Here is a 19,332-nt window from a genome sequence, read left to right as displayed (position 1 = left end):
GGTCCCTTCCCGGGCACGGACTGCCCGCCTGCGCGCCCACGTCGAGAGCCGGTCCGCGGCCGCTCGGCAGCCAAGGGTTGAACGCCCCTGGTAGGTTCTGGCCTGCTCTTGAGGCTACACCCGTGGGTGGAGGCGATCCGCGTGGCCCGAGGCGGCATCGTCCCCGGCTCACCTGACACCGCCTAGACTTGTCCCGTGAGCGACGCCCCCCGCCCTGAGGACGTCACCGCTGCGGACGACGACCTCGTGACCGCACCCGGCGACGCCAACGACGCTGCAGAGCCGACCCAGGACTCCGTGCACTCCGAGAGCACCTCGGCGGAGCACGTCGAGACGGCGGCGCCGACCGAGGAGGAGCTCACCGACGCGGTTCCCGCCGTCGTGCGTCACGCGCCGAGGTTCAGCCGCATCCTGCTGACCGGCGCGGGCACGCCAGCCGCGATCGGGTTCCTGCTGGGCTCGCTGCTGCCGAACGCGGTCACCGGCGGACGCGTCATCGCGGGCCTGCTCGTGGGCCTCGGCTTCGGCGTCATCGGCGGCGTCATCACGGGCGTCTACGTCGTGACCGCCGACGACCGCGCCTCGAAGCGCGCGGACGCCGAGAAGGCCGAGCTCCTCGCGCAGCAGGCGCCCCACGTCCCCACCGAGGGCGAGACCTTCGTGCACGTGACGGCCGAGGCGCAGGCCGCCGAGACCTCAGACACCACCGCGGCCCCCGAGGCCGACACCACCGACGAAAGCGAGACCCGATGAGGCGCGGCGGCGACGGCCTTCTCAACCACGACGTCATGCCGGGGGAGAAGGGCCCGCAGGACGCGTGCGGCGTCTTCGGCGTCTACGCGCCGAACGAGGAGGTCGCCAAGCTCGCCTACTTCGGCCTCTACGCGCTTCAGCACCGCGGCCAGGAGTCGGCCGGGATCGCGACCTCCGACGGCGAGAAGATCCTGGTCTTCAAGGACATGGGCCTGGTGTCGCAGGTCTTCGACGAGGCCGCGCTCGAGGCGCTGACCGGGCACATCGCCGTCGGCCACGCGCGCTACTCGACCACGGGCGCATCGACGTGGGCGAACGCCCAGCCGACGCTCGGCCCGACCGCGAACGGCACCGTCGCGCTCGGCCACAACGGCAACCTGACCAACACGCAGGAGCTCATCGACCTGCTGATCGAGCGCGAGGGCTATCCCAAGCGGCTCGACCTCAAGGGCGGCAAGTGCACCGACACGGCCATCGTCACCGCCCTGCTCGGAGGCGAGGGCGACTCGCTCACCGAGGTCGCGCTCGAGCTCCTTCCGCACCTCAACGGCGCGTACTCCTTCGTCTTCATGGACGAGACCACGCTGTACGCCGCGCGCGACCCGCAGGGCGTGCGTCCGCTCGTGCTCGGCGAGCTCGCGAGCGGCGGCTGGGTCGTCGCCTCGGAGACCGCCGCGCTCGACATCGTCGGCGCGACGTTCGTGCGCGAGGTCGAGCCCGGCGAGTTCCTCACCATCACGGCCGAGGGCGTGCACTCGCAGATGTTCGCGGAGCCTGAGCCCAAGGGCTGCATCTTCGAGTACGTCTACCTTGCCCGCCCGGACACCACGATCGCGGGCCGCTCCGTGCAGGCCTCGCGCCTCGAGATGGGCCGCGAGCTCGCTCGCGAGCACCCCGTCGAGGCCGACCTGGTCATCCCGACCCCCGAGTCCGGCACCCCCGCGGCGGTCGGCTACGCGCAGGCCTCGGGCATCCCGTTCGGCCAGGGGCTCGTCAAGAACTCGTACGTGGGTCGCACGTTCATCCAGCCGTCGCAGACGCTGCGTCAGCTCGGCATCCGCCTCAAGCTCAACCCGCTGCGCGAGGTGATCGAGGGCAAGCGCCTGGTCGTCGTCGACGACTCGATCGTCCGCGGCAACACGCAGCGCGCGATCGTGCAGATGCTGCGCGACGCCGGCGCCGCCGAGGTGCACGTCCGCATCTCCTCGCCGCCCGTGCAGTGGCCGTGCTTCTACGGCATCGACTTCCCCACGCGCACCGAGCTCGCGGCGGTGGGCCACACCGTGGACGAGATCCGCGACCAGCTCGGCGCGGACTCGCTCGGCTACATCTCGCTCGAGGGCATGGTGAAGGCCACGAGCCAGGCTCAGGAGCGCCTGTGCACCGCGTGCTTCACGGGCGAGTATCCGATCGAGCCTCCGGTGAACGCCCGTCACCTGCTGCTCGAGCAGCGCGAGGAGGTCGCCCGATGAGCGAGCCGATCACGTACGCCGGCGCCGGCGTCGACACCGAGGCGGGCGACAAGGCCGTCGAGATGATGAAGGACGCGGTCGCGCGCACGCACGGCCCCGAGGTCCTCGGCGGGATCGGCGCGTTCGCGGGGCTCTTCGACGCCTCGGCGCTCAAGGACTACAAGCGGCCGCTGCTCGCCTCCTCGACCGACGGTGTCGGCACCAAGATCGTCATCGCGCGCCAGCTGGACGTGCACGACACGATCGGCAAGGACCTGGTCGCGATGGTCGTCGACGACATCGTCGTGTGCGGCGCGAAGCCCCTGGTCATGACGGACTACATCGCGTGCGGCAAGGTCGTGCCGGAGCGCATCGCCGACATCGTCCGCGGCATCGCGGAGGGCTGCGAGCTCGCCGGCACCGCCCTGGTCGGCGGCGAGACCGCCGAGCACCCCGGCGTCATGGACCCCGAGGACTACGACGTGGCCGGCGCCGCGATCGGCGTGGTCGAGGCGGACAAGCTCCTGGGCCCCGAGCGCGTGGCCGCGGGCGACGTCGTGGTGGCCATGGCATCGTCCGGGCTGCATTCGAACGGCTACTCGCTCGTGCGCCGCGTCGCCGCGCATGCCGGCTGGGAGCTCGACACGCACGTCGACGACCTGGGCCGCAGCGTCGGTGCCGAGCTGCTCGAGCCGACGCGCATCTACGCGAGGCTGTGCGTGGACCTGGCCGCATCCTTTGACGGGCTCCACGCCCTGTCGCACGTCACCGGCGGAGGGCTCGCGGCGAACGTCGCGCGCATCATCCCGGCGGGGCTCGCGGCGTCCGTCGCGCGCGACTCGTGGGACCTGCCCCCGGTGTTCTCCCTGGTGCAGGCTGCGGGCGCGGTGCCGTGGCACGACCTCGAGTCGACGCTGAACATGGGCGTCGGCATGGTCGCGATCGTGTCGGCAGACGATGCGGACGGCCTCATCGCGGCCTCGGCCGCGGCCGGTGTGCCCGCGTGGGTGCTCGGCTCGGTGAGCGCGGACGACGGCCGGATCGCCTCACCCGACACCGTGCGTGGTGCGAAGGGCGTCACGGGCGGAGCGGTGAACCTCAGCGGCGCGTACCGCCTGGGCTGAGCCGCGCGGAACGCAGGCATGAGCGGCCTGCGGGGGGAGGGACGATGCTCGGGCTGGCCCGGCGTGCGTCCCGGGCTCGGACGCGACGAAAGAACCCGGGGCGCGCCCCGGGTCCGCTCACGCAGTGAGAGGACTAGTCCTCGTCGTCCGCCCAGCGGTCGACGTACTCGTCGTCATCGTCGGAGTCGTCCTGAGTCACGACCGGCTTGGCGCCGCCCATGCCCTGGCCGCCGGACATGAGCTCGCGCTCGAGGTCCCGCAGATCAGAGCTGTGGTTCGTGTACTTCAGCTGACGCGCGATCTTCGCGTCCTTAGCCTTCTGACGGCCGCGCCCCATGTCGCCGTCCCTTCCAACGGTTCGGGCGCGCGTCCTCCGCGGGCCCTGCGTGTCGAGTTCCCCCATACTTTACAACGCCCGTTCACCTCGTCGCGACTGCCTATCTGTGCTATATCCGCCGAATTTTCATCTTTCGCGTCATGATTGGTCTGTTGGGCCCTCTCAAAGGGTGTTCACGACATGAACCCCCCATAAAGGAACCCGACGAGACTGAGGGATTGGACATGATGGCTGACACGATTCAGGAGCCGGAGAAGCTGCTCACCCCGAGTGAGGTGGCCGCGATCTTCCGCGTAGACCCCAAGACTGTGACGCGCTGGGCGAAGGTGGGCAAGCTGTCCTCCATCCGCACGCTGGGCGGGCACCGTCGCTTCCGCGAGGCTGAGGTTCAGGCCCTCCTCACGCAGGCGCGCGAGCAGCAGTAGGGATCCACCGGGAGCCGGGGCGCGAGGGCGCCCCGGTCGGCTCGAGCCGCAGCGTTGCGGTGTGGTTCGCGCTGACCTCAGCGCGCCCGGCGGGAGCCGGATCCGCTTGCTCGGATGCTGGCACCCACGGGGCGCTCTAGCCTGCTCTCATGACGGAGCCCCCCCTTCACGCCGCCCAGGTCGACACCCCCTGGGGAGTGCTGCGCATGCTCGCCACGCCCGAGGACGGCGTGGTGCGAGCCGCAGGGCTCGACGAGGGTGACCGCGAGCTGCGGATGCGCCTCGCCGCGCCGTACGCGCCTCGACGCATCGTCGAGGCGGGGATGGACGATGCGGTGGCGGCCGTTCACGCGTGGCTCGGCGGAGACCTCGGCGCCATCGCGTCCGTCCCCGTCGAGCAGCCCGGTGGCGAGTTCTTCCAGGAGGTCTGGAAGACGCTCCGCGACGTGCCCGCGGGTGAGCCCGTCTCCTATCAGGAGCTCGCGGCGTCCGCGGGCCGGCCGCGGGCGATGCGCGCAGTCGGCACCGCATGCGCGCGCAACGCGATCGCCGTCCTCGTGCCGTGCCACCGCGTGATCCGCGCGGGCGGGGTGCTCGGCTCCTACGGCTTCGGAGGCGTGGGCGTGAAGGCGTCGATGCTCGCGTTCGAGGCGGGTGCGCCCGCCGGTCGGCTGCCGCTGATCGAGGCCTCCGCGAAGGAGACCGACCCGGCCCCCGCATCGTCCATGTTCGGGGGTGCCGCGTGACGCAGGCCGCGCCAGCGCGCCAGTGGGCGCCGCTCATCCCCCTGATCGCCCTGGGCTGGGGATCGTCGTTCCTCTTCATCGAGCTCGCGCTGAGGTCCTTCTCGCCGAGCCAGGTCGGCTTCGGGCGGCTCGTCGTGGGCACTCTCGTCCTGTGGTCGGTCGTCGCGATCGGGCGAAGGCGGCCCACCCTGACCCGCAAGGACGTCCTCGCCGTCGGCTTCGTCGGCCTGTTCATGTCCGGGATCCCGCTCGTGCTGATCCCGATGGCGCAGCAGCACGTCACGTCCATCCTTGCGAGCATGCTCAACGCAACCACGCCGCTGTGGACCGCGTTCTTCGTGGCGCTGCTGATCCCCGCCGAGCGCATCGGGCGCGCCCAGCTGGTGGGCCTGCTGATCGGCGTCGCGGGCATCGCGATCCTCGTGGGCGTGTGGAACGTCGCGGAGTTCTCGGCGCTCGGCGTCGTGCTGATGCTGGCAGGAACCGCCTGCTACGGCATCGGCGGGACGCTGTCGCGTCGCCTGCTCGCGCGGCTCGACGAGTCCCACGCGGTGCTGTCGGCCACGCAGATCGCGACGAGCGCGGTGATCCTCGCGCCGTTCGCCCTCGCTTCGGGGAGCCCGGAACCGGGCGCCTTCGCGCTCGACTCCGTGGCGCTGTGGGGGGTCATCGCGCTCGGCGTCGCCGGCACGTCCTTCGCCTACATGGGCTACTGGCGGCTCGTGAAGCTCGCGGGCGCGACCACCGCATCGTCCGTCACGTACCTGACCCCCGTGGTGGGGACGTTCCTGGGCGTGCTCGTGCTCGGGGAGCGGCTGCACTGGAACGAGGCGGCGGGCGCCGTCGTGGTCCTGGTGGGCGTGTGGCTCGCGGGCCGTCAGCCGCGCGCGGCCGCGACCGAGGCGGTTACTCCCACGCGAACATCTTCTTGACGTTGTCGATGGACTCCGTGGGCATGAGGTCGGAGTTCTTCTTGATCTTCGAGACGCCGACCCCGACCAGGATCAGGATGATCAGCAGGACGCCGCCCGCGATCGTGAGGGCCGACAGCCACACCGGCCACACCGTGGACAGGCCCGCGACGGCCGCCGTGAGCAGCAGCAGCGACAGGAAGAACGCGAACGCGCCCGCGGCGACAAGGAGCGCCGCGCCGATGCCGATCTGCTTGAGCTTCTCCTGAACCTCCGCCTTGGCGCGGTCGAGCTCGATCTTGAGCATCGTCTGGTACCGACCGACGAGGCCCGTGAACAGCGAGCTGGCGGCGGACTTGGCGAAGGACGACATTTCTTGGCTCCCCTGAGTCGGATAGTCCTAGTACATCGTCTATCGGCGGTTCGCCGCAAACGCGTGAGGCCGATCGGGCCACTCGTCCCGCCGCTGGCCCTGGCCTTGCGCGCCCGCGATCTGGCAACCTGTCCGCAGAGCGAGGACGCCGGACCGGCCCCGCGCGCCGATGCTCCCGCCGCCACCTGTGGAAGGAGCACGCATGCCCGAGATCTCGCCATTCGCCGAGAGGATGCCCCGGTCGGGGATCCGCCGCATCATGGACGCCGCCTGGGCCTCAGGCAAGCCGTTCGTCGGCATGCACGTGGGCGAGCCGAACTTCGTCCCGCCCGAGCATGTCCTCGCGGCCGCGGGCGAGGCCTACGCGGAGGGCTTCACGCACTACGTCTCCAACATGGGCGTGCCCGAGCTGCGGTCCGCGCTTGTGGACAAGCTCGCGCGCGTGAACCGCCTCGAGGTGACTCCGGACCAGATCGTCGTGACGGCCGGGGGCGCGGAGGCGCTGTTCGTCGCGTACTCCGCGATGCTCACCGCGGGCGACGAGGTGCTCGTCCCCGACCCCGGCTGGCCGAACTACGCGATGGCGATGGACATGCTGCAGTGCGTGGCCGTTCCCTACGTGCTCCGGCCCGATCACGACTTCGTGCCGCAGATCGACGAGCTCGAGGCGCTCGTGACGGACCGCACCAGGGCGATCATCGTCAACAGCCCGTCGAACCCGCTCGGCCTCGTGTATGACGCGGCGACCCTCGAGGCGCTCGTGCGGTTCGCCGAGCGGCACGACATCTGGCTCATCTCCGACGAGTGCTACGACGCGCTCACCTTCGGCGTGGAGCACGTGTCTCCCGCGGTCTTCGATACCAAGGGCGTCGTGATCTCCACGTTCTCGTTCTCCAAGACGTACGCGATGACGGGAGTACGCGTGGGCTACCTGGTCGCGCCGCCGGCCTTCGCCGACCTCGCCGGCAAGCTGCAGGAGCCCGTGCTGTCGTGCGTCAACGCTCCCGCGCAGAAGGCCGCGCTCGCGGCGCTCACCGGTCCGCAGGACTGCGTCGAGGAGATGCGGGCGGCCTACGAGCGGCGGCGCGACCTGGCGGTCGCCGAGCTCGAGCGGCTCGGGATCCCCTACGTGATGCCGACCGGGGCGTTCTACCTGTGGATCGATGTGCGTGAGCTCGCGGGCGACATGAGCGTCGACGACTGGGCGCTCACGCTGCTCGCGGAGCAGGGCGTCGCGGTCGCGCCCGGGCTCACCTTCGGCGCCTCGGGCGACGGCTGGGTGCGGCTCGCCCTGGCTGCGGACGATGCGGACATCCTCGCCGGGATCGCTGGCATCGGCCGGATGATGGTGCGCGAGACGTCAGGATCCTCTTCCTGAGAGCGGTGCGCGGCGCTTAGGCGTCAGGATCGTCGATCTGAGGATGTCTGTGCTCGCGGGCGTCCGTGCGACCTGGACACGCTGTCGACGCCTGTGCCCGGATTCCTCCCGTCGACGTTCCTGACGCTCGCTGCTCACCACAGGGCGCCCGCGCTGTGTTGCCTCCAGATGACGGGGGAGACCCCGGATATTTCCGTCATGTGAACTCTTGGCGCGCAAATTGATCATTCGGAAGGGCTGTGACTAGTCTTTTGTTCATCTAGACGGTCGCATCCCGCCAACATTGACATCGCGGGCCGTGCGCCGTCGACACGAACCGAAAGTCGATGCCATGCCTGCACCAGATCTCCAGCCGCCGTTCACCATCTCGGTCGACACGGGGGGCACCTTCACCGACCTGATCCTTGCGGACAGCCAGCGCGTGCTGGGCCTGTACAAGTCGTCGAGCACGCCCGACGACCTCTTCGTCGGCATCTCCGCGGCCATCGAGCTTGCCGCGGGCGCGAATGGGATGACACTCGGCGAGCTGCTCGAGCAGACCAAGGTATTCGTCTACTCGACCACGCGCTCCACCAACGCGGTGCTCGAGGGCAAGGTTGCGAAGACCGCCTTCCTCACGACCGCGGGCTTCCGCGACGTGCTGCTCTACCGCGAGGGCGGCAAGGCTGAGCCCTACAACCTCGCATCCGCGTATCCCGAGCCCTATATCCCGCGCCGCTACACGTTCGAGCTCAAGGAGCGAGTCCTCAGCGACGGCGAGATCGTGGTCCCGCTCGATGAGGACGAGGTTCGGGGCGTGCTGCGCAGGCTGCGGGAGCTCGAGGTCGAGGCGGTGGCGGTCTCCCTCACCTTCTCGATCGTGAACCCTGCGCATGAGAAGCGGATCGGTGAGCTGATCGCTGAGGAGCTGCCCGGCGTGGCCTTCTCCCTCTCGCATGAGGTCAACGGCGTGGTGCGCGAGTACCGCCGTGCTTCGGCGACAGCGATCGATGCGTCGATCAAGCCCCTCATGCGTGACCACCTCCACTCGCTCGAGCGTCGGTTCCGTGAGCTCGGCTTCGCCGGAGAGCCGCTGATGGTGACGCACGTGTCCGGGGGAGTCATGAGTCTCGAGGAGATGGCGGAGCGCCCCATCCAGACCATCGACTCGGGCCCCGCGCTCGCGCCCGTCGCCGGCATCGCCTACAGCGGCTTCGAGGAGGCCGCGGTCGGGCGTCAGGTCATCGTCGTCGACACCGGCGGCACGTCGTACGACGTGAGCCTCGTGCGCGACGGCAACATCCTGTACACCCGCGAGAAGTGGCTCGGGGACGAGTGGACCGGGCACATGACAGGGCTTCCCGCCGTCGACACCCGCTCCCTTGGCGCCGGCGGCGGGTCTATCGCCTACATCGACGAGGGCGGCCTCCTGCAGGTCGGCCCGATCAGCGCCGGGGCTCAGCCCGGACCTGCGTGCTACGGCAGGGGTGGCGCGCGCCCCACGGTGACCGACGCAGCGCTCGTGCTGGGCTACCTCGACCCCGAGAACTTCCTCGGCGGTCGCATGACCCTCGACCTCCCGGCGGCACGCGAGGCGTTCCGCTCCGAGGTCGCCGAGGCGCTGGGCATGAGTATCGAGGAGGCGGCCGAGGCCGTGCTGCGCATCGCCTCCGAGAGCATGCGCGGGTTCACCACCGACATGACCGTGAGCCAGGGCATCGACGTGCGCAACTGCGTGATCGTCGCCGGCGGTGGCGCGGCGGGCATGAATATCGTCCGCATCGCCCGCGACCTTGGCGTCCGGGAGATTCTGGTCCCCCGCCTCGCCTCGGGGCTGTCCGCAGTCGGCGGCCAGTGCACCGACATCTCGATGACTGTGTCGGCCGGCCGATACCTCGCGACCAAGCAGTTCGACCACGAGCTCGCGGCTTCGACCATCGACGAGCTCGACCGCGAGCTTGATGCCTTCCTCGCCGAGGTGGACCACGAGGGCGAGCGGCACAAGCGCTATCTGGCCGAGGCACGTTATGACGCGCAGATCTGGGAGATCGATGTCGACCTCGGCGAGAGGCCTGACTTCCGTGATCCTGTGGCGCTCGCGACGCTGCACGACGCGTTCGACACCGCTCACCTGGAGTTCTTCTCCGTCAACCAGCCCGGGGCGCCGCTCGAGGTCGTCTCCTGGCGCGCCGAGGGGCGTGTCGTGCGGCCGAAGCCGAACCTCGCCATGGCCCTCCATGACGGGGAGCCCCCCGTGCCCCACACCCGCCCGATGCGATTCGGCTCGACCACGTACGACGGCGGCGTCTACCGCGTCGAGAACCTCCCCAGCGGCACCGTGATCGAGGGGCCCGCCGTGATCGAGGAGCCGACCACCACCATCGTGCTCGACCCGGGCGCGACCGCCGTGGCGCACCCCACCCACTACCTGATCACCCTCGACGAGGCCTGAGGAGGGCTGCGAGATGACCACCACTGTCACCGATTCCCCTGTGATCGATCCGATCACCCTGGCGATCAAGGCCAACCGGCTCGATTCGATCACCCGTGAGATGACCAACACGATGATCCGTACGGCGCGGTCGACGACCATGGCCGCGCGCGACTTCTCGTGCTCGATCACCTCCGCCGACCACCAGCTCCTGTCGGCCCCCGGCGGCATCCCCGTGCATGTCTACGGGTCCTCGCTCGTCGCCGAAGCCATGGTGAACATGCACCCCGACTTCACCGAGGGTGACTGCTTCTTGCACAACGATCCCTACATGGGCAACACCCATGCCGCGGACCACACGTTCCTTGTCCCGGTGTTCCACCGCGGGCGCCACGTGTTCACCGCGATCGCGAAGGCGCACCAGGTCGACTGCGGCGACTCGGAGCCGACCACCTACATGCCGGCGGCCCGCGACGTCTACCATGAGGGTGCGCTCATCTTCCCCGCGGTCCGGATCCAGCGCGACTACGAGGACGTCAAGGACGTCGTCAGGATGTGTGAGAAGCGCATCCGTGCGTTCGACACCTGGTACGGCGACTACCTCGCATCGCTCGGAGCAGTCCGACTCGCGGAGAAGCGGCTTCACGAGTTCTGCGAGAGCTTCGACAACGATGACGAGCTCGATGCCTTCGTGGAGGCATGGCTCGACTACGGGGAGCGCATGGCCGCCGCCTCGATCGCCAAGCTGCCCGCGGGCACTCACAAGGTGCAGACGCAGATGGATGCCTTCCCCGGACTGCCCGACGGGCTGCCGCTGCAGGCCGACATCGAGGTGCTGCCGGACGAGGGTCGGGTGATCGTCGACCTGCGCGACAACCCCGACTGCACCCCTACGGGACTCAATCTGACGGAGGCGTCCTCGATGAACGCCGCGGTCACCGCGGTGCTCATGGTGCTCAACACTGACGCGGAGAGCACCACGCTGCATGTGCCCAACAACTCCGGGAGCCACCGACGGATCGAGGTGCTGGTCCGCGAGAACTGTGTGGTCGGCATCCCCCGTCACCCCGCGTCATGCTCCGTCGCGACCCGCACGGTGACCGATCGGGTGGCAGGCATGATCCTCGCCGGCTTCGCTGAGATGACGGCCGATGGGATCGCCGCCGCGGAGCCGCCGCTGGGTTGCCCGCCTCACGAGGGCGTCATCGCCGGCGTCGACCCGCGCCGTGACGAGGACTTCATCTTCCAGGTGTTCTCGGGCTCGTCGGGCGGTCCTGCCACCGCCGACGCGGATGGGTGGCTCTCCTTCGCGACCATCATGGGTGGGGGGCTCCCCCTGATCGACTCGAGCGAGATCGTCGAGCAGCGCTACCCCCTCATCGTGTGGCAGCGCGCGACGGTGTGGCCCGACTCCGAGGGCGCCGGGCACAACCGCGGCGCGACGGGGACGTCCTCCGCCTACGGCCCGCGCTACGCGGTCGCCACGTCCAGCTACTACATGGACGGCGTGGACAACAGGCCCAAGGGTGTGCGCGGCGGGCAGGAGGCCAGCGGACCCGAGGCGTGGCGGATCGGCCCTGGGGGCCGCTCGGAGCAGATCCACGACAATGTCGCCTCGGTCGACCTGCAGCGGTTCGACGCGATCGTCTCCCATGGCTCGGGCGCGGGAGGCTACGGAGATCCGCTGCTGCGCGAGCCGGAGCGCGTGCTCGAGGACGTCATCGACGAGTACATCTCGGTGGGGCGCGCGCGCGAGGCGTACGGCGTGGTCCTCGCGGGTGACCCGACCCGATGGGAGACCCTGTCGGTCGACATCGATGCGACTGCGGCGCTGCGCACGAGCCTCCGTGCCGGGACGGTGTCCGCTGATGCAGGAAGGCACCCGGAGGTCCTGACGGCGTGGTGGCCCGAGGCCAGCTGAGATGACCGCCGCATTCGCCATCCTCGTCGGGTTCCTGCTCTCGAACATGCCGAGCCCGGTGTACCCGGTGTGGCAGGACCAGATGGGATTCTCGGCCTCGACCACCACCGTCCTGTTCGCGGTGTACCAGGCAGGAGTGCTCGTCGGCCTCGTCGGCATCGGACGTCTGTCGGACCGGATCGGATGGCGGCCCATGCTCGCGGGCTCGATGGCGACGACTGCCGCCGCCGCGCTCATGTTCGCCGTCGCGCCAGGGCCGGCGTGGCTACTCGCTGCGCGCGCCCTCAGCGGGCTCTCCGTCGGCGTGGTCGCCTCGTGCGGCTCGGCGGCGGTGACGGCGGAGCAGGAGCGCCGCGGACGCGACAACGGACCGCTGATCGCGAGCGTGGTGACCTCGATGGGGCTTGCGTTCGGCCCGCTCCTGGGCGGCATCGGCGTTGATCTGAACCCGAACCCCGCCCAATCCGCCTTCGTGCTCGAGTTCGCGTTCGCCCTGCTGATGGTCGTGTTCATCGTCTCGGGCATGCGCACGCTCGCCATCGCGTCGTCGCCGCGCGCGACCGCCGCCGAGGAGGTGGGCCTTGAAGACATCGGCGGCGTGAGGACGCCCGCGCGAGCTATGCTCACCGCGGCGACGCCGATCGCGACCGCCGGCATCGTCTGCGCGATCTACATGTCGGTGGGATCCGGGTTCATCCGCGACGCCCTCGACGTGACGAGCGGCACGGTCGGCGGACTCCTGGTCTTCGTCGTCTTCGCGAGCGCGTTCACGGGTCAGCTCGTCTTCCGCGCCGTCGAGCCGGGGGTGCAGGGCATGGTGAGCATGGGCGCCTCGATCGGTGCCGCGATCCTGCTCGTCGCTGGGCTCGTCGTCGGCTCGGTGGCGGTCCTGTTCGTCTCGGCCGCGCTGTCCGGCGTCTCCCAGGGACTCGCCCAGACCGCGGGTTACACGATCGCCCGCCGGGTGAACCCTCTGGTCCGGCTACGTGGAGCCTATGCGTGGCTCAACTTCGCGTCCTACCTGTTCGGCGGAGGCTTCGTGCTCCTCACCGGGGTGCTGCTGACCGGCCTGTCCCTCGTCGCCGTGACCGTCACGGTGGGCACGCTCGTCTGCCTCATGGCCGTCGTGGGCATCGGGATGCTCGTGAGGAACCGCGACGAGATCGCTGTGCGTGAAGTCGTGGCGGCGACGCAGGTCGCCGCTACGATGGAGCCTCAGCCCGACCGAGGATGACATGACGCCGCTCGATCTCCACGACCAGCAGCTGGTCGATCTCCTCAAGTCCGATGCCCGTGCCTCGTACACGAGCCTGGGCGCTTCCATCGGGCTCTCCTCCGACGCGGCGCGTGCGCGCGTGGAGCGACTGATCCAGTCGCGCGCGATCCGCCCGGTGACGCTGATCGATCCGAGCATGTTCGGGCTGACGACTCGCGCGAGCCTGTTGGTCACGCTCCATGGCGATGACACGAGCTTCGCGGAGTGGTGCCAGGAGCAGGACGCGGTCATCCACCTGGCGCGGGTGGCCGGAAGGTTCTCGCACCTTGTCGACCTCGTGGGGCGCTCGCTCGACGAGGTGCACCGCGCGGCATTCGCACAGATCGGGGCGATGCCGGGCGTGGAGAAGGTCGAGATCCTGCCGATGGCGCGGATCGACAAGTGGCAGCTGGACACCGGTCGGCCGCGCATCGGCGCGGACCTGGCGTCCCCTTCCGATCTGGAGATCGCGGACGGGGATCGCGAGCTGCTGCGGGAGCTCGTCGACGATCCTCGCGTCTCGTTCAAGGACCTTGCGGCTCGCACGGACCGCCCGTATGCCGCGGTCCGGCGCCGCGTCATCGCTCTTCTCGAGGGGGGCGTCGCGCGCGCGACAGTCACGACGGACGACCTTCAGACGTCTGACATCGTGCCGGCGCTGTTCCTGGCCCCGCGTGGTGACGGGGCGCTCCAGTCCGCCCTGCTTGAGCACGATGCGATCAAGATCGTCGCGAGCACGACGGGCCCGATCGCCCAGGTGGGCGAGGTGCACGGTCGTACCGTGAACGAACTGCTCCTCGTGGCCGATGAGATCTACGAGCAGTCCGGGGTCCGCCTTGAGCTGCTTCCGTACACGGCCGTCCTGAAGCTCCCCGGATCGCTGTCGTTCCGGGCTGGGCTGTCGGCGACAGAGGCTCCCGCAGTCCAGCTCGACTGAGCCTCCGCGCTCTCGCCCCTCGCCCCGCAGCGGCACTCGGCACCGACCCTCATAGCTATGCGCGCCGCGTCCTGCCTTGGTGCTCGCGGACTTGCGTCGGGAGTGAGCAATCCGCTGGTCGAAACGGGCGAAGAGTGAAAGGAAACCGCCCAAGGAGCCTCTCAGACTGAAAAAGAATCGCGTGAAGAGGCTCAAAATTACAAAAAAGACTCGCCTCTGAAACCTGGGCGTAACGACCGACACCTAGTGTGAAAATCGCCAGCGGGCCCCGGCCCATGACTAGGGAGAGAACACATGCACACCACGCCATGGATGACCGCCTCTCGGCGGGCGGCGGCGTTCGGCATCGCCGGACTCGTCGCTGCCGGGACCCTCAGCGGATGCACCAGCAGCGAGAGCGATGCGACGAGCGCGTCCGGCTCGGGCGACGCGGAGCCGACGGTCTTCGAGATGGCCTGGTCGGGCCACCCGACGGAGCTGGACCCCGCCAACATGAACCTTCTCGAGGAGTACCAGTTCGGCCAGCTCGTCTACGAGACCCTCACGGACTTCAGCGACGACGACCTGGCCCCCGAGCCGGAGCTCGCCTCCGAGTGGAGCGTCTCGGACGACGGCCTCGTATGGACCTTCACGATCATCGACGATGCGGTCTTCCACTCGGGCAAGGCGCTCACCGCGGATGACGTGGTCTACTCGATCATGCGTCTGATCGACCCGGACGTCCCCACGGCTCACGCGGCGTACTACACCGCCATCGAGGAGGCCGTCGCCATCGACGACACGACCGTTGAGCTGCACCTGAGCGAGCCGATGGCTGACCTCGCCTCCGCCCTGGCTCAGCCCTACGCCGCCATCGTCCCGGAGGGATCGACTGCGGAGGAGCTCGCGACCACGCCCGACGGCACCGGTCCCTACGTCATGGACGAGAACGTCGAGGGTTCGATGATCGTCTACAAGGCCTTCGAGGACTATCGCGACCAGGACTCGATCACGCTCGACGAGATCCACCAGGTGACGATCGCGCAGGCCGAGACGCAGAGCACGAGCCTCATCGCCGGTGACATCGACCTGATCAGCCAGGTCTCCGCGCAGCAGCTCTCGACCCTCGAGGCGGCGGACAACGTCGCGCTCATCGAGAACCCGGGCGCCAGCTTCCACACGATCTACCTCAACACGAGCTTCGAGCCCCTTGACGACGAGCGTGTCCGGGAGGCGCTGCGCCTCGTGATGGATCGCGAGGCCCTCGCCGCGATCGCCACCGGTGGGCTCGCGACCGCCACGGCCGACAACGTCGTGCTCAGCGCCAACCCTTACCACGCGGACATCGAGGTTCCCGAGCAGAACATCGAGAAGGCCAAGGAGCTTCTCGCCGAGGCCGGCTATCCGGACGGGTTCGAGATGGACATCTGGACCACGACCGAGCGCTTCGGCCTCTCCGAGATGACGGTGGCGTACGCCGAGATGGCGGCGCAGGCGGGTATCACGCTGAACGTCGTCACGAAGACGAACAGCGATCTGGGAACCGAGGGCTACCGCCAGCAGCCCATGGTCGCGTTCTACTTCACCGGCTTCCCCGACGGTGACGGCTCGATCTCGCCCTTCTACGAGAGCGACGGCGCCTATAACGGTGGCGGCTCCGAGTCCCCGTACTTCAGCGATGACGAGCTCGACGAGCTCATCACCGAGGCGCGTTCCACCACCGACACCGAAGCTCGTGCCGAGCTGTATGCCGACGCGCAGGAGATTATCGCCGAGCGCGGCTACGCGCTCGTGCCCTACGAGATGCCGCTGGTCACTGCGACCGGTTCCGATGTCAGCGGCTTCAGCGGATCGGCCATGGGCTACTACGAGCTCTTCAACGTCACTGTGGAGAGCTGAGACAGGTCATGGTTCGGTATGCCGCGCAACGGGTGGGGCTCCTCCTTCTCACCCTGGCGCTCGTAGCGCTGGTGATCTTCACGATCACCTCCTTCCTCCCGACCGATGCCGCCGAGACGAAGCTGGGAATCCTCGCCACCCCTGAGAGCCTGGAGTTCGTCCGTCAGCAGCTGGGGCTCGACCAGCCGGTGCTGGTCAGGTTCTGGTCCTGGTTCGGGGGGGCGCTGCGCGGGGACTTCGGCACCTCACTGGTCTTCCAGACGGAGATCGGTCCCCTCGTCATGGCGCGGCTTGCCAACAGCGCCGTCCTCGCCGGACTCGTCCTCCTTATCTCGGTCCCCCTGGGGATCGTGCTGGGGATGTGGGCGGGCTCGCGCGAGGGCGGCGCGATCGACAGGATCATCTCCTGGGTCACCCTCACCGCCTTCTCCTTCCCGGAGTTCGTGTGGGCGATCCTGCTGATCTTCGTCTTCGCGAACATCCTGGGTGTGCTTCCTGCCGCCAGCATCATCACCGGCTCGCCCTTCGACGATCCGGCGAAGCTGGTGATGCCGGTCGCGACGGCCACGATCGTGGTGCTCGCCCTCACGATCCGGATGATGCGCCAGGGAACCGTCCAGACGCTCGAGCTCGACTACGTCCGCACCGCGCGTCTCAAGGGCCTCTCCGAATGGAAGGTCTTCCGCAAGCACGTCATGGGCAACGCGATCGCCCCGGCCGTGACCGCGACCGGCACCAACGTCGCGTACCTGCTCGGGAGCCTCGCCGTCGTCGAGACGATCTTCTCCTTCCCGGGCATCGGCTCGCTGACCGTGCAGGCCGCGAACAATCGCGACGTGCCGCTGCTGGCGGCCGCGGTGCTGCTCACCTCCGCGATCGTCACGACGGCGAACCTGGTCGCAGACCTGATCGTCGTCGGGCTCAACCCCAGACTGAGGAAGTCATGACCGCGATGGCACGAGACAACGACACCTCCGGCCGGGCCCCGCGGGCGCCGCGCGCCCGATGGGCGGCCGGTCGATCCTGGTGGGCAGACCTCAGCTGGACGGGTCGGGTCGCCGCCGTGGTCGTGCTTGCGGCGGGCCTGATCGTGGTCTTCGGCGCCGCGATCGCTCCATACAGCGCGACCGACCTCAATCCGGAGGCTCTGCTCGTCGCGCCGTCCGCAGACCATCTGCTCGGCACCGACAACTACGGCAGGGATGTGTTCTCGCGGATCCTGGTCGGTGGGCGGGCGACCCTGCTGCTCGCGCTGCTGTGCACCATCTCCTCGATGATCGTCGGGGCCATCGTCGGAATCACGAGCGGATACATCGGCGGCACCTACGACATGCTCGTGATGCGCATCGCCGACGTGCTCCAGTCGATCCCCTCGCTGCTGATCGCGCTGCTCGTCCTCGCCGTGTTCGGCAGCAGCATCCCGATCCTCGTGCTTGCGATCACGCTCGTCTTCTTCCCCCCGATCGCACGCATCGCCCGCACCGCCGCGCTGCAGGTCGCGAAGCTTCCCTTCACTGAGGCCGCGAAGGTCCGCGGCGAGGGGACCCTCTCGATCGTGTTCCGCGAGGTCCTTCCCAACGCCGCGCCGACGCTCCTCACCGAGGCGGGCCTGCGCTTCTCGCACAGCCTCCTCACGCTCGCGGCGCTCGGGTTCCTGGGGCTCGGGGTCCAGCCGCCAACGCCGGACTGGGGCCTCATGGTGAACGAGGGGCGTGCGTACATGAGCGCGGCCCCGTGGGTCGTGCTCGCCCCCGCGGCGGCGATCGCCCTGGTCGTGCTCGCCGTCAACGTCGTCATCGACGAGTCGAAGGGAGGCCGCGCATGAGCGCCGCCACGACTGCCGAGCCGATCCTCGAGGCGTCGGGCGTGAGTATCTGCTACGACGACAAGCGTGCCGTCGACCAGGTGTCGTTCGAGATCCACCCGGGGGAGTGCCTTGGGATCGTCGGCGAGTCGGGTTCGGGCAAGTCGACCGTCTCGCTCAGCCTCATGGACTACCTGCCCTCGAACGCCCGCATCGTCGAGGGGGAGCTCCGTCTCCGCGGCCGCGACCTGCGCTCGGTGACCGCGCATGAGCGGCGGGAGATCCTCGGGCGCGAGATCGCCATGGTCTACCAGAGCCCCATGACGGCGCTGAATCCCCGCATGAAGGTCGGGGACCAGGTCGCCGAGTGCATGACGGTGCACGGAGTGAGCGAGAAGGAGGCGCGGGCTCGCGTTCTGGAGCTCTTCGCCCAGGTGCGGCTACCGGACCCCAAGGCGGCCCTCGCGCGCTACCCTCACGAGCTCTCCGGCGGCCAGCTTCAGCGCGTCGTTATCGCGATGGCGATCTCGATGCGTCCCTCGGTCATCGTCATGGACGAGCCGACCACCGGGCTGGACGTCCGCACGGAGGCTGCGGTGCTTGACCTCGTCACCGAGCTGCGTACCACGCTCGGGGTCGCGGTCATCCTCGTGAGCCATGACCTCGCGCTCATCGGCAAGCACGCCGACCGGCTCCTGGTCATGCAGCGCGGCGAGTGCGTGGAGAGCGGCCCGGCGACGAAGGTCCTCACCTCCCCGGAGCACCCGTACACGAACCGACTCGTGTCCGCGCTGCCGAAGGTCGACGTGCCTCACGGCGGACGGGACGCCGAGGGGCGTCCCGAGATCGCCGAGGAGCCGACGATGCAGGTCTTCGAGCTGTCGGTGAGGTTCGGAGGGCGCCGCCGCCACGCGGGGCACACCGCGCTCGACCACGTGAGCCTCATCCTCAACGATCAAGAGATCCTCGGCGTCGTCGGCGAGAGCGGCTCCGGCAAGACCACGCTGTCCCGCGTGCTGTGCGGCCTTCAGGACCCGACCTCCGGCACTGTCGACGTGTTCCGGGGCGCGCGAGGGCGCGGCAAGGTTGGCATGGTCTTCCAGGACCCGACCAGCACGCTCAACCCCGTGCGGACCATCGGCTGGACGATCATGCGGACCCTCAAGGTCGCGGGTGTGCCGGCTGCGGCGCGCCGCGAGCGCATGCTTGAACTCCTCGACTCGGTGCGCCTGCCGCGCGAGTACGCCGAGCGCAAGCCCCGCCGGCTCTCGGGCGGCGAGCGTCAGCGTGTGAGCATCGCCCGCGCGCTCGCGCAGGATCCTGCAGTCATGATCCTCGACGAGCCCACCTCGGCGCTTGACGTCTCCGTGCAGGCCGACGTCGTAGATCTGCTGCTCAAGATCCGCGCGGAACGAGGCATCCCCATGCTCTTCGTCACTCACGACCTGGGCGTCATCCGCTCGATCGCCGACCGCATCGTCGTGGTGCGGGATGGCCAGATCGTCGAGGATGCGCCGTCCGAGGAGCTGTTCACCCACCCCAAGGATCCGTACGTGCAGGAGCTGCTCGCAGCCAGCATGGCGGTGCACGCGGTCAGCTGACCGGTCGCGCGCCCCGCTGGATCGTCTA

Annotated in this window: 17 protein-coding genes; 15 read left to right on the top strand and 2 right to left on the bottom strand. The window is 69.3% G+C overall.

All coding sequences use genetic code 11. The features are described 5' to 3' along the window. Window positions 1-195: 195 nt before the first annotated feature. Genes AOP78_RS12595 through purM form a run of 3 tightly spaced genes read left to right on the top strand, consistent with a single transcriptional unit; the run spans window position 196 to window position 3,328 of the window. Window positions 196-753, top strand: coding sequence for a DUF485 domain-containing protein (locus tag AOP78_RS12595; RefSeq protein WP_062205331.1), 558 nt, complete (start codon window positions 196-198; stop codon window positions 751-753). Beyond that, window positions 750-2,225: an amidophosphoribosyltransferase gene (gene purF / locus AOP78_RS12590; RefSeq protein WP_062205328.1), complete on the top strand. Its 1,476-nt coding sequence runs from the start codon at window positions 750-752 to the stop codon at window positions 2,223-2,225. The genes AOP78_RS12595 and purF overlap by 4 nt, the downstream gene beginning before the upstream one ends. Next, on the top strand, window positions 2,222-3,328 hold the full coding sequence (gene purM, locus AOP78_RS12585) for a phosphoribosylformylglycinamidine cyclo-ligase (RefSeq protein ID WP_062205326.1): 1,107 nt from the start codon (window positions 2,222-2,224) through the stop codon (window positions 3,326-3,328). The genes purF and purM overlap by 4 nt, the downstream gene beginning before the upstream one ends. A gap of 133 nt (window positions 3,329-3,461) precedes the next feature. On the opposite strand, the gene AOP78_RS12580 is transcribed toward purM, so the two are convergent. Beyond that, window positions 3,462-3,665, bottom strand: coding sequence for a DUF3073 family protein (locus tag AOP78_RS12580; RefSeq protein WP_062205324.1), 204 nt, complete (start codon window positions 3,663-3,665; stop codon window positions 3,462-3,464). 227 nt (window positions 3,666-3,892) lie between these two features. Here AOP78_RS12580 and AOP78_RS12575 point away from each other — a divergent pair, with 227 nt between their 5' ends. From AOP78_RS12575 to AOP78_RS12565, 3 genes are all read left to right on the top strand, one after another. Continuing rightward, on the top strand, window positions 3,893-4,090 hold the full coding sequence (locus AOP78_RS12575) for a BldC family transcriptional regulator (protein WP_062205707.1): 198 nt from the start codon (window positions 3,893-3,895) through the stop codon (window positions 4,088-4,090). Window positions 4,091-4,239: 149 nt separating this feature from the next. Beyond that, a complete protein-coding gene (locus AOP78_RS12570) occupies window positions 4,240-4,836 on the top strand; it encodes a methylated-DNA--[protein]-cysteine S-methyltransferase (protein WP_062205321.1) in 597 nt (198 codons plus the stop codon). Continuing rightward, the gene (locus tag AOP78_RS12565) at window positions 4,833-5,768 is read left to right on the top strand and encodes a DMT family transporter (RefSeq protein ID WP_062205318.1); all 936 of its coding nucleotides are present in this window, start codon (window positions 4,833-4,835) and stop codon (window positions 5,766-5,768) included. Before AOP78_RS12570 ends, AOP78_RS12565 begins: the two co-directional genes overlap by 4 nt. On the opposite strand, the gene AOP78_RS12560 is transcribed toward AOP78_RS12565, so the two are convergent. Continuing rightward, window positions 5,743-6,120, bottom strand: coding sequence for a phage holin family protein (locus AOP78_RS12560; protein WP_062205315.1), 378 nt, complete (start codon window positions 6,118-6,120; stop codon window positions 5,743-5,745). The two genes, AOP78_RS12565 and AOP78_RS12560, sit on opposite strands and share 26 nt — an antisense overlap. Window positions 6,121-6,322: 202 nt before the next feature. Here AOP78_RS12560 and AOP78_RS12555 point away from each other — a divergent pair, with 202 nt between their 5' ends. The 9 genes from AOP78_RS12555 (at window position 6,323) to AOP78_RS12515 (ending at window position 19,304) form a co-directional block, all read left to right on the top strand. Next, the gene (locus tag AOP78_RS12555; RefSeq protein WP_062205312.1) at window positions 6,323-7,498 is read left to right on the top strand and encodes a pyridoxal phosphate-dependent aminotransferase; all 1,176 of its coding nucleotides are present in this window, start codon (window positions 6,323-6,325) and stop codon (window positions 7,496-7,498) included. Window positions 7,499-7,829: 331 nt separating this feature from the next. Further along, on the top strand, window positions 7,830-9,929 hold the full coding sequence (locus AOP78_RS12550; RefSeq protein ID WP_062205309.1) for a hydantoinase/oxoprolinase family protein: 2,100 nt from the start codon (window positions 7,830-7,832) through the stop codon (window positions 9,927-9,929). A 13-nt stretch (window positions 9,930-9,942) separates the two neighbouring features. Next, entirely contained in the window at window positions 9,943-11,829 is a 1,887-nt protein-coding gene (locus AOP78_RS12545; RefSeq protein ID WP_062205306.1) for a hydantoinase B/oxoprolinase family protein, read from the top strand. Between the two features lies 1 nt (window position 11,830). Then, the gene (locus tag AOP78_RS12540; RefSeq protein ID WP_062205303.1) at window positions 11,831-13,063 is read left to right on the top strand and encodes an MFS transporter; all 1,233 of its coding nucleotides are present in this window, start codon (window positions 11,831-11,833) and stop codon (window positions 13,061-13,063) included. Window position 13,064: 1 nt separating this feature from the next. Beyond that, complete coding sequence (locus AOP78_RS12535) at window positions 13,065-14,021, top strand: Lrp/AsnC family transcriptional regulator (RefSeq protein ID WP_062205300.1); 957 nt, start codon at window positions 13,065-13,067, stop codon at window positions 14,019-14,021. A gap of 294 nt (window positions 14,022-14,315) precedes the next feature. Further along, the gene (locus AOP78_RS12530) at window positions 14,316-15,899 is read left to right on the top strand and encodes an ABC transporter substrate-binding protein (protein WP_062205297.1); all 1,584 of its coding nucleotides are present in this window, start codon (window positions 14,316-14,318) and stop codon (window positions 15,897-15,899) included. 8 nt (window positions 15,900-15,907) lie between these two features. Continuing rightward, on the top strand, window positions 15,908-16,846 hold the full coding sequence (locus AOP78_RS12525) for an ABC transporter permease (protein WP_083980126.1): 939 nt from the start codon (window positions 15,908-15,910) through the stop codon (window positions 16,844-16,846). Next, window positions 16,843-17,724, top strand: a complete 882-nt coding sequence (locus tag AOP78_RS12520; protein ID WP_062205292.1) for an ABC transporter permease — start codon at window positions 16,843-16,845, stop codon at window positions 17,722-17,724. The genes AOP78_RS12525 and AOP78_RS12520 overlap by 4 nt, the downstream gene beginning before the upstream one ends. Further along, window positions 17,721-19,304, top strand: a complete 1,584-nt coding sequence (locus tag AOP78_RS12515) for an ATP-binding cassette domain-containing protein (RefSeq protein ID WP_062205289.1) — start codon at window positions 17,721-17,723, stop codon at window positions 19,302-19,304. Before AOP78_RS12520 ends, AOP78_RS12515 begins: the two co-directional genes overlap by 4 nt. Window positions 19,305-19,332: the final 28 nt, after the last annotated feature.

The organism is Demequina salsinemoris (assembly GCF_000974805.1).
Classification (GTDB): domain Bacteria; phylum Actinomycetota; class Actinomycetes; order Actinomycetales; family Demequinaceae; genus Demequina; species Demequina salsinemoris.
This window is presented reverse-complemented; position numbering and strand designations above follow the sequence as displayed.

Bases quoted from the DNA above. Each gene is read 5' to 3' on its own strand.
- purF (WP_062205328.1), top strand. From the start codon at position 750: ATGAGGCGCGGCGGCGACGGCCTTCTCAACCACGACGTCATGCCGGGG.
- purM (WP_062205326.1), top strand. From the start codon at position 2,222: ATGAGCGAGCCGATCACGTACGCCGGCGCCGGCGTCGACACCGAGGCG.
- AOP78_RS12580 (WP_062205324.1), bottom strand. From the start codon at position 3,665: ATGGGGCGCGGCCGTCAGAAGGCTAAGGACGCGAAGATCGCGCGTCAG.
- AOP78_RS12575 (WP_062205707.1), top strand. From the start codon at position 3,893: ATGGCTGACACGATTCAGGAGCCGGAGAAGCTGCTCACCCCGAGTGAG.
- AOP78_RS12570 (WP_062205321.1), top strand. From the start codon at position 4,240: ATGACGGAGCCCCCCCTTCACGCCGCCCAGGTCGACACCCCCTGGGGA.
- AOP78_RS12560 (WP_062205315.1), bottom strand. From the start codon at position 6,120: ATGTCGTCCTTCGCCAAGTCCGCCGCCAGCTCGCTGTTCACGGGCCTC.
- AOP78_RS12555 (WP_062205312.1), top strand. From the start codon at position 6,323: ATGCCCGAGATCTCGCCATTCGCCGAGAGGATGCCCCGGTCGGGGATC.
- AOP78_RS12550 (WP_062205309.1), top strand. From the start codon at position 7,830: ATGCCTGCACCAGATCTCCAGCCGCCGTTCACCATCTCGGTCGACACG.
- AOP78_RS12545 (WP_062205306.1), top strand. From the start codon at position 9,943: ATGACCACCACTGTCACCGATTCCCCTGTGATCGATCCGATCACCCTG.
- AOP78_RS12540 (WP_062205303.1), top strand. From the start codon at position 11,831: ATGACCGCCGCATTCGCCATCCTCGTCGGGTTCCTGCTCTCGAACATG.
- AOP78_RS12535 (WP_062205300.1), top strand. From the start codon at position 13,065: ATGACGCCGCTCGATCTCCACGACCAGCAGCTGGTCGATCTCCTCAAG.
- AOP78_RS12530 (WP_062205297.1), top strand. From the start codon at position 14,316: ATGCACACCACGCCATGGATGACCGCCTCTCGGCGGGCGGCGGCGTTC.
- AOP78_RS12525 (WP_083980126.1), top strand. From the start codon at position 15,908: ATGGTTCGGTATGCCGCGCAACGGGTGGGGCTCCTCCTTCTCACCCTG.
- AOP78_RS12520 (WP_062205292.1), top strand. From the start codon at position 16,843: ATGACCGCGATGGCACGAGACAACGACACCTCCGGCCGGGCCCCGCGG.
- AOP78_RS12515 (WP_062205289.1), top strand. From the start codon at position 17,721: ATGAGCGCCGCCACGACTGCCGAGCCGATCCTCGAGGCGTCGGGCGTG.